The 11,878-nt window shown below is 50.4% G+C and carries 11 protein-coding genes, 1 tRNA gene and 1 pseudogene; 6 read left to right on the top strand and 7 right to left on the bottom strand.

Annotated elements, in window-relative coordinates; all coding sequences use genetic code 11:
- Position 1: 1 nt before the first annotated feature.
- From F452_RS0101755 to F452_RS0101770, 4 genes are read right to left on the bottom strand one after another with little or no spacing between them, the layout of a single operon-like run.
- A complete protein-coding gene (locus tag F452_RS0101755; protein WP_018964548.1) occupies positions 2-1,264 on the bottom strand; it encodes an ABC transporter permease in 1,263 nt (420 codons plus the stop codon).
- Positions 1,265-1,288: 24 nt separating this feature from the next.
- Entirely contained in the window at positions 1,289-2,563 is a 1,275-nt protein-coding gene (locus F452_RS0101760) for an ABC transporter permease (protein WP_018964549.1), read from the bottom strand.
- A 25-nt stretch (positions 2,564-2,588) separates the two neighbouring features.
- A complete protein-coding gene (locus F452_RS0101765; RefSeq protein ID WP_018964550.1) occupies positions 2,589-3,248 on the bottom strand; it encodes an ABC transporter ATP-binding protein in 660 nt (219 codons plus the stop codon).
- 18 nt (positions 3,249-3,266) lie between these two features.
- The gene (locus F452_RS0101770) at positions 3,267-3,674 is read right to left on the bottom strand and encodes a DUF6249 domain-containing protein (protein WP_026292101.1); all 408 of its coding nucleotides are present in this window, start codon (positions 3,672-3,674) and stop codon (positions 3,267-3,269) included.
- 468 nt (positions 3,675-4,142) lie between these two features.
- Between F452_RS0101770 and rpoE the strand changes: the two genes are divergently transcribed.
- Together rpoE and F452_RS0101780 are read left to right on the top strand one after the other, a co-directional pair.
- Entirely contained in the window at positions 4,143-4,685 is a 543-nt protein-coding gene (rpoE, locus tag F452_RS0101775; RefSeq protein WP_449421060.1) for an ECF RNA polymerase sigma factor RpoE, read from the top strand.
- Positions 4,682-5,074, top strand: a complete 393-nt coding sequence (locus F452_RS0101780) for a hypothetical protein (protein WP_018964553.1) — start codon at positions 4,682-4,684, stop codon at positions 5,072-5,074. The genes rpoE and F452_RS0101780 overlap by 4 nt, the downstream gene beginning before the upstream one ends.
- A 161-nt stretch (positions 5,075-5,235) precedes the next feature.
- Here the strand turns inward: F452_RS0101780 and F452_RS13545 are convergent, their stop codons facing one another.
- Positions 5,236-5,556, bottom strand: a complete 321-nt coding sequence (locus F452_RS13545; protein ID WP_455566603.1) for a hypothetical protein — start codon at positions 5,554-5,556, stop codon at positions 5,236-5,238.
- A 98-nt stretch (positions 5,557-5,654) separates the two neighbouring features.
- Here F452_RS13545 and F452_RS0101785 point away from each other — a divergent pair, with 98 nt between their 5' ends.
- From F452_RS0101785 to F452_RS0101800, 4 genes are all read left to right on the top strand, one after another.
- The gene (locus tag F452_RS0101785; RefSeq protein ID WP_018964554.1) at positions 5,655-5,912 is read left to right on the top strand and encodes a hypothetical protein; all 258 of its coding nucleotides are present in this window, start codon (positions 5,655-5,657) and stop codon (positions 5,910-5,912) included.
- On the top strand, positions 5,909-6,979 hold the full coding sequence (locus F452_RS0101790; protein ID WP_039443018.1) for a hypothetical protein: 1,071 nt from the start codon (positions 5,909-5,911) through the stop codon (positions 6,977-6,979). The genes F452_RS0101785 and F452_RS0101790 overlap by 4 nt, the downstream gene beginning before the upstream one ends.
- Before the next feature lie 244 nt (positions 6,980-7,223).
- Entirely contained in the window at positions 7,224-8,504 is a 1,281-nt protein-coding gene (gene glyA / locus F452_RS0101795; protein ID WP_018964556.1) for a serine hydroxymethyltransferase, read from the top strand.
- A gap of 160 nt (positions 8,505-8,664) precedes the next feature.
- Complete coding sequence (locus tag F452_RS0101800) at positions 8,665-10,998, top strand: family 20 glycosylhydrolase (RefSeq protein ID WP_018964557.1); 2,334 nt, start codon at positions 8,665-8,667, stop codon at positions 10,996-10,998.
- A 263-nt stretch (positions 10,999-11,261) separates the two neighbouring features.
- Here F452_RS0101800 and F452_RS0101810 read toward each other — a convergent pair.
- Positions 11,262-11,335 (bottom strand) — tRNA-Asp (locus tag F452_RS0101810).
- Positions 11,336-11,583: 248 nt separating this feature from the next.
- Positions 11,584-11,878 (bottom strand): annotated as a pseudogene (locus tag F452_RS10620) (peptidase C25); the annotation flags it as partial.

The following is an 11,878-nucleotide window of genomic DNA, read 5'->3' on the forward strand; positions in this document are numbered from 1 at the left end:
GTTATTCATCCCTGATGGCATCGATCGCTTTGATCTGAATAGCCCGATAGGCAGGGAGCAGCCCTCCGAGGATACCGCCGGCTATGATGATAAAAAGAGAGAGCAAGGCAGTACCGAATGGTATCAGAGGATTGTAGAAAGGGAAATTGCCGGACGAGCTTTGGGAAAAAGCCATATCGACCATACTCATCAATCCCACACCGAATACCAAACCCAGCAGTCCGGCCAAAGCTGTCAGCACAAGGGATTCGCTCAGGATCTGTCCGATGATCGTACGCGGCTTGGCTCCGAGTGCTCGCCGAACACCGATCTCTCGCGTTCGTTCGCGGACGGTGACAAGCATGATGTTGGAGACACCTACGATACCTGTGAGCAGCGTGCCGATACCGACGATCCAAACGAGCAGATTGATACCGGTGAAAATCATATTCATCAGCTGGAACTGAGCCGAAATATCGAATTTGGAAAGAGCTTTATCATCGTCCGGTGCTATCTGATTGCGGCTACGGATGATGGTTTCGATCTTCCTGAACATTTGTTTCATGTCGGCCGAAGGATGGGCGCTGACAGCGAAGTTCTCCACACGATTGCCGCTATTGGATATTTGTTGTAGCACGCTATAGGGGAGGTAAACGCTCCTTTTGGGCGATGATCCAATGGTGACGTTGTTGCTTTTCGCTTCCACCACACCTATCACTCTATAATAAAGTCCGTTTACGCGCAGCACCTGACCGATAGGGTCGGTAGTCCCGAATAGTTTTTCTCTTACTTCTTTTCCGATCATGCACACTTTCCTGCGCAGCTTATCGTCCACGGTATTGAGCATTCTGCCTTGCAGGATATTGACGCGGCTGATCTCGAAAAAATCAGGCTCTGCTCCTACTATCGAGTATGTCTCGGACTTGTCTCCGAATACGACGTTTTTGTTCGATCTCGCGCCCCACATGATCGGACTGATGAACTCCACTTCGGGAACTTGGCTGCGAACCGTCCGTATATCGCCGGAGGTCATACTCCAGCTCCTACCGCTGCGGAAACCCATATAAGGTTTTGACGTCAGGTTGGTCCAGTAGAAAGCAGAATTAGAGGCAATGCCTGACACTTCGCGCAGAATACCATTGCTGAAGCCGGCCCCCACGCTGGTCAGTACGACGAGCATGAAGATACCCCAGAATACACCGAAGGCTGTGGCCAGACTGCGTCTGCGATTGCTGTAGATCGTATGCCAGATCTCTATCCAGCGATCTCTATCGAAAAATCTCATAGTCTCTTCTCTCTCCTCCTTCGTTTAGTTTCTCATCGCCTCCACCGCGGGGATTCGTACGGCTTTGCGGGCAGGCTGGTATCCTGCTATGGCACCGCTTACTACCATGACTATCAGAGCTAACAGGGCAGTGCTCAGATCGATGCTCGGATCTCGGAAGAGCGTCAGCGTTATTCCCTCTACCTGTCTGCTTCCCACACCGGTAGTCTGTACCCAGTGCGATACGAACTCCATCAGACCAACGCCGGCCACCAAGCCGATCAGTCCGGAAAGCAGTGTGACCACTACCGCCTCTGTCAGAATCATATGGATGATAGCCCTTGGCTTGGCTCCCAATGCTTTGCGAATGCCTATTTCGCGCTGTCTTTCATTGACGGTCACTTGCATGATATTGGCCACTCCGATAATCCCGATGACAAGGGTGCTCAGCCCGATAATCCAGAGAAAAACATCCATGCCGTTGAATATCTTGTCCATCATTTTCATGTCCGTCACCGGTGCATCGACATAGGGCACTTCCATATCGGTAGGATCATAGCCCTTGCGGAAGGCCAGTTGCCGATTGAGTCGCACTTTCAGTCTCTCCACATCCGCCTCGGTTCGCACCGTCGGGCAGTTCATGAATAGCGTACAGTCCAGACCGAATCCCTTGCCAAAAACACCTGAATAGGTGGCGAAAGGAATGTAGTTGGGGCTGAATTGCCCCTGTTCGCCTTTGCAGACGCCTACCACGAGGCAAGGGATTTGGGACAGATTTACGTATTTCCCTATGGGTGAAACACCTTCCCCGAATAAGACATTGGCCGTCTGTTCGCACAGGACTATTACTTTTCTCTTCATGGCATCGTCCGATGTGGAGAGGAAACGTCCTTGGAGCAGATGCGTCTTGACCATATTGCCGTATTCTCCGGATACGGCTTTCGTAGGAGTGGAGTGTGTCCGATCCTCATACTGTACGTCGTAGCTCCACTGGTTGGTATAGTATGCCGCACCTTCGATCAGATCGGGATTGAGCTTGACCAGATAGTCGCAGTCAGCAGGTGTCAGCTCTATATACCTGTCCTTGGGATAGCCTCCATACTCCTTGCCGGTGCGCCACGTGGAGAAGCTGATGGCACTCGTACCCATACCGAACTGCTCCACATTGTGCCGGATGCCATGCTGGAATCCGCGGCCGGCACTCAGCAGCAGTACCAGTAGCAGTACGCCCCAGGCTACGGCAAAGCCGGTGAGAGCCGTACGTAGCATATTCTTGCGCAGGGTGGCTCCTAATTCATGCAGATTGTCTAAATCGAACATACTGTCTATCGCTCTTTTTAAGGTCTTAGGCTCCGATGATGCCGTCTTTGATATGGATAATCCGATCCGTACTGTCGGCTACCGACTGTTCGTGCGTGACGATCACCATGGTGATCCCATCGCGATTGACACTGCGCAGCAGCTCCATCACCTCTACCGTCGTAACGCTGTCGAGTGCTCCCGTAGGCTCGTCTGCGAGGATAACCTGTGGCTTGGCTGCCAGAGCGCGTGCTATGGCAACGCGCTGTTTCTGTCCGCCCGAAAGTTCGTTGGGCAGATGATCGGCCCAATCTTCCAGCCCCACGCGCCGGAGGTATTCCATGGCCATCTCATTGCGCTTGCGACGGCTTATGCCCTGATAATACAGGGGTAGGGCGACGTTCTCCACCGCATTTTTGAATGAGATCAGATTGAAGCTCTGGAATACGAATCCGATCAGTCTGCCTCGTATCTCCGCCGCTCGGTTCTCGGAGAGATTGCGGATGAGTTCGCCATGCAGGCGATACTCACCTTCGTCGTAGGTGTCGAGTACGCCGAGGATGTTCAGCAGCGTACTCTTGCCCGATCCGGATGCTCCCATGATAGAGACCATCTCTCCTTTGGCGATGTGCAGATCTATACCCTTGAGCACGTGTAGGGGTTGTGCTCCCGGATAAGTTTTGTGGATGCCTTTGATGTCGATCATTTTATTGCGATTGTTCTTTTATTGTTTGCCTTGCTCCCCCTTGCGCATGATGATGGAAGGGATCAGAAGTCCGAGGCCGCCAAAAATCAGCAGACAGATTCCCGAAAGGGTTTCGAATGTGTGGCCGAAAGACCAGTTGAACTGACTATTCACCGCTTGTTGGAAAAAGAAAGTAAGGATGAAAGCCAGCAGCAGCCCGATGCCCATGCCTACCATCATGAAACCTACTTTGATACCGAGTCCTTGATTGTCTCGAGTGCTAAAGGAGGAGGTCAATCGGGTCAAGTCTGCATTTCTTTCGGGAGAAGGCAGGGAGTCGAGCTTCTCGATCAGGCGAAGTCGTTCGCCACGGCGTACGTAGAGTTCGAAAATCTTGAAGATGAAGTAGAACACTACCGCAGGTACCAAAATTGATTCTAAGTTCATAATCGTTTCTTTTTAGTTTGAGGGTTATTACTTTGGGTTTGTTTGCCTCTTTGACGGACAGTGCTCGAAAAGGTTACACCTCTGTATCGCCGGATACTCTCTTAAAAAGAAAGCCACTCTGCCATCAAACCTGCTTCGTTCTCTTCTTTTGTCTCTTACTCTCTTATCTTATGCTTGCACTATAACGGACAAATTTCTCGTCCGTATATATGCGTATTAGCCAAATAGTACACCGCAAAAGTATGCCATAGTTTTGGAATCTGCAATACCAAGGCCGAAAAATTTTTCTCGCAGGTGGTATGTCCGTGTGGTCTGTATATGATAATAGCCGTCAGGATGTGGAGAAAAAGGACGATCCGAGCATCGTAGTTCATCAGGATAGAAAGGGGAGAATGAGGCCTCGGAATAGATGTTTTCGTGTAAGTTTGGCGAAAGATCTCACCCGGGACTGTAACCGAATCGACAAATCTGCGTCTAAGCGATGAGATGGAGAAGCAATCCGACAGCTACTATATCAGTGCCGTGCAGGCGGGCGACACCGAAAGTTTCGCCCCTTTGGTGGAGCGATACAGCGACATGCTGTATGCTCTCCTCTGTCGGCTGCTACAGGACGAAGAGGATGCGGCCGATCTGTTGCAAGACACCTTCGTAAAGGCTTTCAGGCATATCGGCCGATTCGACGGCCGGAGTTCGTTCTCCACATGGATCTACCGAATCGCCTACAATGAGGCGATAGACCATCTTCGTCGCCGCAAGGCCTATGTAACCGATCGGGTGGAGGAGCTGCCCGATGTGCCGGACGAAGATCTCGAAACGTCCGGAGAGGATCCGGAGCTGCTGCAGCAGGCATTGGACTCGCTGCCGGCCGCTGACAAAGCCTTGCTGCTCATGTTCTATTCGGACGACCTGTCGGTACGGGATATAGCGGAAGTGACCGGCATGTCGGAGTCCAACGTGAAGGTCAAGCTCCATCGGCTTCGCGCCAAACTCTATAAAATGATGAGAAAATGAAACAGAATATAGAAGACAAAAAGCTCAAAGAACTGTTCCGGCAGTTGCCCAAACAACCGGCCGGACTCAAACAACGCTTCGATGTGATGCGTGCCGTCCGAGAGGAAGCCGCTCGGCGCGAACGGCGTGCCCATCGTCTGTTCGGCATCGCCATGGCGGGAGTATGTGTCCTCGCGGTGGTTGTCTTCGTGGTATTAGGTTCCAAGGGATTGTTTAGCGGTCTCGATTTTGATAGCTTGGTTCAAGACCGACCTTTCCGCAATCCCTTCGCCGGTTTGGGCAACGATATAGCCGGAGCACCTCTGATCTTCCTGTCCGTGGTCCTCCTCTTCGGGCTGTTCCTCTACGAATTATATCGCAATACGAAGCATCGCGACACCAAGTCGTAGACCGCTCCGGTACCCCTGCTGCGCATCCCGTCGAATACGAACGGGGCAAAAGGAGGGGAATGCATGAAAAATCCGATTCAACAAAAAAACTCAGGCATACTCCGGCCTGAATCCTGTGTCTGCCGAAGTCGTGTACCTCTGATAGAACCGACCTTCCGCCATCAAGGCATTAAGACTACACCTTTGAGCCGATAGGCCAACATCTGCAAATAACAATCTCGAAAAATACGAGCCAAAAACGCCCCGATTGCGGTTCCAAAATCGGGGAAAAACGGCGCGAGAATTTTTTCGTTTTGGCGCGAGAATTTTTTATTTCCCGAACCAAAACGAAAAAGTTTTGGCACCACGTCTTTTGGGCGTGTGAATAGAGAAAAAAATGGCGTGTGACGAAAGACCTGCAAAAGATTCGATACGACTACTGTTGTTCCCGGTTGTAAGTGCAACAAAAAAATAAAACGCCCCACGATGCTTGGCTCAAACACAAAAAAGTTCTATTCTGTTTGATTTTTGAAAGAGAAAACATTATATTTCGCCTCTCAATTCAGTCTCCTTTACTTCTGTCCCTGCGAGTTACCGGATTATGATCACCTGTCCCGGATATTATCCATATTATTTCCCTGAGGATATTTATATCCGGAATATTAATATCGATGACGAGTTTTCTCGGACCGGCTATCGCGTTTTCATCGGTAGTAATGTTACAAGTGAAGGTCAGTCAGGCGATGTGGTTATCGGCACGAATGGTAATGTAAATATAGAAGCAAAATCATTTTTGCTTGCCAAGGGATTTCGATCAAAAAAAGGCTCTATACTAAAACTTAAAAAAACGAGAAAATGAAAACGAAATTATTGGGGACGATTTTTATCTTAATTTGGATTGCTTTTATGCCTCTTTCGGCACAGCGACTCAAAGAGATTCCTCCCAAACCGACGGATGAGACCTATGAGTACATTCCTTTCCCGACGGGTGAGGCCATTTGGAGCAATCGCCGCTATGACAATATCTGGACTCCTCAAGAGCCTAAGAATACATTCAGTACCATCTTTATGAAGGGCGATACGCTCTGGTACGACTATAAGGTTTATCGCAAGCTGTATCTCTGCAAAGGCGATACGCCGGATTACAGCCCCGAGAACTTCTGGGGAGGACTCAGGGAAGAGGATAAAAAGATTTATTTCCGGCTATCTGAAACCTACAAAGGCCCCCACCATGTAATCCCGATGTTCTGTGATTTCTATGATCCCGATTTACCACAGGTTAGCTATGACGAATTTGTTTATTGTGATTTCAATATTCCGGAGAATCCCGATGAGTATTATGGTGCTTTTTTCGACCAAAACCCTCAGGTTCCTATGGGTGCAGCTTTGGGCCAATTGGGTGTTAAATTTCTCCGTACCGACTACGAATGGATAGGCGAGCGGTGGAGACGTGTTTTTTATTTTGATTCTTTCCCTCTGGATATGCGTTGGATAGAAGGTATCGGATGCGACAGAGGATTCGGCTACAACAGTGCCCCTGTAGCTTTAGGAGATTACATGATTTGGGATCTGAACCTGCTGTGTTTCTTCCAAGATGGAAAACAGCTGTATCACTGTACGGATTTCAATATACCTTTTGCCGGCTCTGAGAACTGCTTCCCGGCCGATTTCTTTCCCTTCTCGATCGATGAGATTGTTTCGGATGGGAGCATATCCGTTCGATTCGAAAACGGCAGGCTTGTATGGGATAAAGCGATTTTCTCGCGTATTCTGCTGTACGATATGCAGGCTCGCTGTGTCTTTCGGGCCGAAACGGTCGGGATGAACTCCGTCGAGCCGAAAAGTTCCATTCCCACCGGCATTTACCTCTATTGTGCAGACGATGCTTCCGGCAACCGCCATACCGGCAAAGTGAGCATACCGTAGCAGTCTGCGCCGACTGTGAATGACTTCGGTGATGAATAGTCAGATCATACATAAGGCCCTGCAAGGTGATGACAGACCCTTGCAGGGCTTTTCTTCTCGAGAGTCTCAAAAGCCTTTGGGACGATCTCGTCATATTATCCCGTACCTTTTTGTCATTGAACATTATAGTTACCTTTGTGCCGATGTGTGAAAACACAGCATAACTAAGCCTGAACCTCGGACATTAATATCTTCAAAATAAGAAATGAAAAAAGACAGCGTTATTTTCGACCTGATCGAAAAAGAACACCAGCGCCAGCTCAAAGGCATCGAGCTGATCGCATCGGAAAACTTCGTAAGCGAACAAGTTATGCAGGCTATGGGTAGCTGCATGACCAATAAGTATGCCGAAGGTTATCCCGGCAAACGCTACTACGGAGGTTGCGAAGTGGTAGACCAAAGCGAGCAAATCGCCATCGACCGTATCAAACAACTCTACGGAGCCGAATGGGCCAACGTACAGCCCCACTCCGGAGCACAGGCCAATATGGCCGTTCTGCTGGCTTGCCTCGAAGCAGGCGATACGTTCATGGGGCTAAACCTCGAACACGGCGGCCACCTGTCGCACGGCTCACTCGTCAATAGCTCCGGTATCCTCTACCGTCCCATCGGCTACAACCTGAGCGAGGAGACGGGAATGGTGGACTACGACCACATGGAGAAAATGGCCATCGAGCACAAGCCCAAACTGATCATCGGTGGCGGTTCGGCCTACTCTCGTGAGTGGGACTACAAGCGTATGCGTGAGATCGCTGACAAGGTAGGTGCCCTGCTGATGATCGACATGGCACACCCTGCCGGTCTGATCGCTGCCGGTCTGCTGGAGAACCCCGTGAAGTATGCTCATATCGTTACTTCTACGACTCACAAGACACTGCGAGGCCCTCGTGGCGGTATCATCCTCATGGGCAAGGACTTCGACAATCCTTGGGGCAAGAAAACTCCGAAGGGCGAGATCAAGAAGATGAGTGCACTCCTCGACTCTGCCGTATTCCCCGGTGTACAGGGCGGTCCGCTCGAGCACGTTATCGCTGCTAAGGCTGTAGCTTTCGGAGAAGCACTGGATCCTTCGTTCAAGGAATACCAGACGCAGGTGAAAAAGAATGCTGCCATCCTGGCACAGGCTTTCATGGACAAGGGCTATAAAGTGATTTCCGGTGGTACGGACAACCACAGTATGCTGATCGATCTTCGTCCGAAGTTCCCCGAACTGACGGGTAAGGTGGCAGAGAAGGCCCTCGTGGCAGCGGATATTACCGTGAATAAGAACATGGTGCCGTTCGATTCTCGCTCTGCATTCCAGACATCGGGCTTCCGCGTGGGTACTCCGGCCATCACCACTCGTGGCGTAAAAGAAGACAAGATGGGCTATATCGTGGAGCTGATCGACCGAGTGCTCTCTGCACCGGAGGACGAAGCGGTAATTGCATCGGTTCGTGCCGAAGTCAACCGAATGATGGCCGATTATCCTCTCTTTGCTTGGTAAGAAATCCCAAGAGTGCTATCTGCCTGTCCTCCTCATAAGAGGATAGGCGATAGTTCTTTCTGATATTCTGGAAAGCACGCAAGTGTGTGTGGTGTCGGTAGTAACCGGCGCGCTCTCACTTACGTGCTTTTATTGTTTGATTACTAATTCATACCTGACAATGAAACGACTGACTATCGGAGCATGCATTTGCTGCCTCCTTTCCCTTCTGGCCTGCTCGCAGAAAGCCAAGCAGGTGGAAATCCCCGAATATGACAAGGGTATAAACATCATTCCCTTGCCGATGGAGCTGACCGAATCGGACGACAGCTTTACGGTCGATAATAAGACTACGATCCGCGTCTCTAACGAGGAGCTGAAGCCCATCGCCAAATTTCTTGCCGACAAGCTGAAGGCCTCTGCCGATCTTTCTCTCGATATAGAGGTAGGCGAGGAGCCTTCCGAAAACGCTATCTACATCGGCATCGATGCGGCTCTCCCCCTCAAAGAAGAGGGCTATACGCTCCGATCCGATAAGCGTGGTGTCAGTATCATCGGCAAATCTGCTCATGGTGCTTTCTACGGTATGCAGACTTTGCTCCAGCTCCTCCCTGCCGAAGTGGAATCTTCGAAGGAGGTACTGCTCCCCATGACGGTGCCCGGCGTCGAGATCAAGGACGAACCGGCATTCGGCTACCGTGGCTTTATGTTGGACGTATGCCGTCATTTCCTTTCGGTGGAGGACATCAAAAAGCATATCGACATTATGGCCATGTTCAAGATCAATCGTTTCCATTGGCACCTGACAGAGGATCAGGCATGGCGTATCGAAATCAAGAAATACCCCCGACTGACCGAAGTAGGGTCTACAAGAACGGAAGGGGACGGTACGCAGTACTCGGGCTTCTATACGCAGGAGCAGGTACGGGATATTGTACAATACGCATCGGATCGTTTCATTACGGTGATTCCGGAGATCGAAATGCCCGGACATGCCATGGCTGCCCTTGCGGCTTATCCGCAGTTGGCTTGCTTCCCGCGCGAGTTTAAGCCCCGAATCATTTGGGGAGTGGAGCAGGATGTTTATTGTGCCGGCAAGGATAGCGTCTTCAGTTTTATCTCTGATATTATCGACGAAGTGGCACCTCTCTTCCCCGGTACATACTTCCATATCGGAGGGGACGAATGTCCCAAAGATCGCTGGAAGGCTTGCCCGCTCTGTCAGAAGCGCATCCGCGAAAACGGACTGAAAGACGAACACGAGCTGCAAAGCTATTTCATCAAACGGGCTGAAAAGATTCTGCAGAAGCACGGTAAGAGACTCATCGGTTGGGACGAAATCCTCGAAGGCGGACTGGCTCCCACCGCTACAGTGATGAGTTGGCGTGGAGAGGATGGTGGCATCGCGGCGGCCAATATGAACCACGATGTGATCATGACGCCGGGTAGCGGTGGTCTCTACTTGGATCACTACCAGGGAAGTGCCGGTGTGGAGCCTTTGGCTATCGGAGGTTATGCGCCATTGGAGCATGTGTATGCCTACAATCCTTTGCCGAAGGAATTGCCGGCCGATAAGCACAAGTACGTACTTGGAGCGCAGGCCAATCTGTGGGCAGAATACCTCTATACTTCCGAGCAATACGAGTACCAGGCCTATCCAAGGCTGCTGGCTCTGGCAGAGCTTACGTGGACACCGCTGGCCAAGAAAGATTTTGCCGATTTCTGTCGCCGTTTGGACAATGCCTGCGTCCGTCTCGATATGCACGGTATCAATTATCACATTCCATTGCCCGAACAACCGGGTGGTTCGTCCGACTTTATAGCCTTTACAGACAAGGCTAAGCTGACTTTCACGACATCACGTCCGATGAAAATGGTCTATACGCTGGACGAAACCGAACCGACCCTGACATCGACCCCTTACACGGTTCCTCTTGAATTTGCACAAACGGGTCTTCTGAAGATTCGTACCGTCACTGCCGGTGGAAAGATGAGCCCTGTACGCAGCATTCGTGTAGAGAAACAGCCTTTCCATATGTCAGTGGAGGTACCGGCACCCAAACCCGGGCTCACGCTTCGTACTGCTTACGGCGACTTCTATGATGTGCCCGACCTGCAGCAGGTCGCTTCTTGGGAAGTAGGCACTGTTAGCTCTTTGGAAGAAATCATGCACGGGAAAGAGAAGATAACCGATCCGGCGGTACTGGTGCGCAGAGCTGTGGAGGCTACCGGCTATGTATTTATTCCGGAGGATGGCGTCTATGAGTTCTCCACGGAAAACAACGAGTTTTGGATCGATAATGTGAAGCTGATCGACAATGTGGGCGAAGTGAAGAAAACGTCTCGTCGCAATAGCAGTCGTGCCCTTCAGAAAGGCTACCATCCGATCAAGACGATCTGGGTCGGAGCTATACAAGGGGGCTGGCCCACCTATTGGAACTACAGCAGGGTAATGATACGGCTCAAGGGAGAAGAAAAGTTCAAGCCGATCTCGGCTGACATGCTCTTTCAATAAGCCTCTTCACATTGGTGATTAAAGACGGCAGCCTTTCTATTGAAAAAGACGACAAAGTCTGAACTCTCCACAATTACAAGGTCGCCCGGCGGATCGTTATGGATCCGCCGGGCGTCTTTTCTTTGATCTGAAAAAACTGAAGCACTGCCTCTTTCTTCGATGTAGAAAGATTTCATTCGGCAATTATATTTTCCGATGCTACGATAACATACAAAAAATGGAGTTGTGCCGAAAAACTATTTCAACACAACTCCTCGTTTTAGCGGTATGGACGGGACTCGAACCCGCGACCCCCTGCGTGACAGGCAGGTATTCTAACCAGCTGAACTACCACACCGTTCTTACTGTACTACTCAGGGAAAAACCTCAGGAAACTCCCTTTTTGCAGTGCAAAGATAATAAGATAATCTTTCCGTACAACTTTTGTGTGGTAAATTATTGCGTAGGTGCATCGGATAATGAGTCAAAACGAAGTCGCCCGACCTCCTAAAAAGGAAGTCGGGCGACCGATTCGTACTCCGAGACAGTTACAGATTCATCTTAAAAGCTTCTCTGCAGAATGTCTCCGAGCTTAGAGAGCGTTTATTACTTGATAGCGAGTTTCTCTACGTAAGACTTGCCATCAACAACCACCATAACTGCATAGGAGCCGCCCTGAGCCGTGTAAACAACCGTGTTGCGACCCGCTGCCAGACGACGACCGTTCATGTCGTAGATCATGGCTTCGCCCTGGCAACTTACAGTGATCGTCTTGCCTACAACCGTAAGCGTGTAAGGCTTCTGAACCGTTACGTCTGCCAGAGAAGTGATATTCAACGTAGTTGTTTCGATAGCTGATTCCCCGTTCGGGTAAACAACCTTTACTCCATAAGTGTAAGAA

The organism is Porphyromonas gulae DSM 15663 (assembly GCF_000378065.1).
GTDB classification, from domain to species: domain Bacteria; phylum Bacteroidota; class Bacteroidia; order Bacteroidales; family Porphyromonadaceae; genus Porphyromonas; species Porphyromonas gulae.

Bases quoted from the DNA above. Each gene is read 5' to 3' on its own strand.
- F452_RS0101765 (WP_018964550.1), bottom strand. From the start codon at position 3,248: ATGATCGACATCAAAGGCATCCACAAAACTTATCCGGGAGCACAACCC.
- glyA (WP_018964556.1), top strand. From the start codon at position 7,224: ATGAAAAAAGACAGCGTTATTTTCGACCTGATCGAAAAAGAACACCAG.
- F452_RS0101760 (WP_018964549.1), bottom strand. From the start codon at position 2,563: ATGTTCGATTTAGACAATCTGCATGAATTAGGAGCCACCCTGCGCAAG.
- F452_RS0101780 (WP_018964553.1), top strand. From the start codon at position 4,682: ATGAAACAGAATATAGAAGACAAAAAGCTCAAAGAACTGTTCCGGCAG.
- F452_RS0101800 (WP_018964557.1), top strand. From the start codon at position 8,665: ATGAAACGACTGACTATCGGAGCATGCATTTGCTGCCTCCTTTCCCTT.
- F452_RS0101770 (WP_026292101.1), bottom strand. From the start codon at position 3,674: ATGAACTTAGAATCAATTTTGGTACCTGCGGTAGTGTTCTACTTCATC.
- F452_RS0101790 (WP_039443018.1), top strand. From the start codon at position 5,909: ATGAAAACGAAATTATTGGGGACGATTTTTATCTTAATTTGGATTGCT.
- F452_RS0101755 (WP_018964548.1), bottom strand. From the start codon at position 1,264: ATGAGATTTTTCGATAGAGATCGCTGGATAGAGATCTGGCATACGATC.
- F452_RS0101785 (WP_018964554.1), top strand. From the start codon at position 5,655: ATGATCACCTGTCCCGGATATTATCCATATTATTTCCCTGAGGATATT.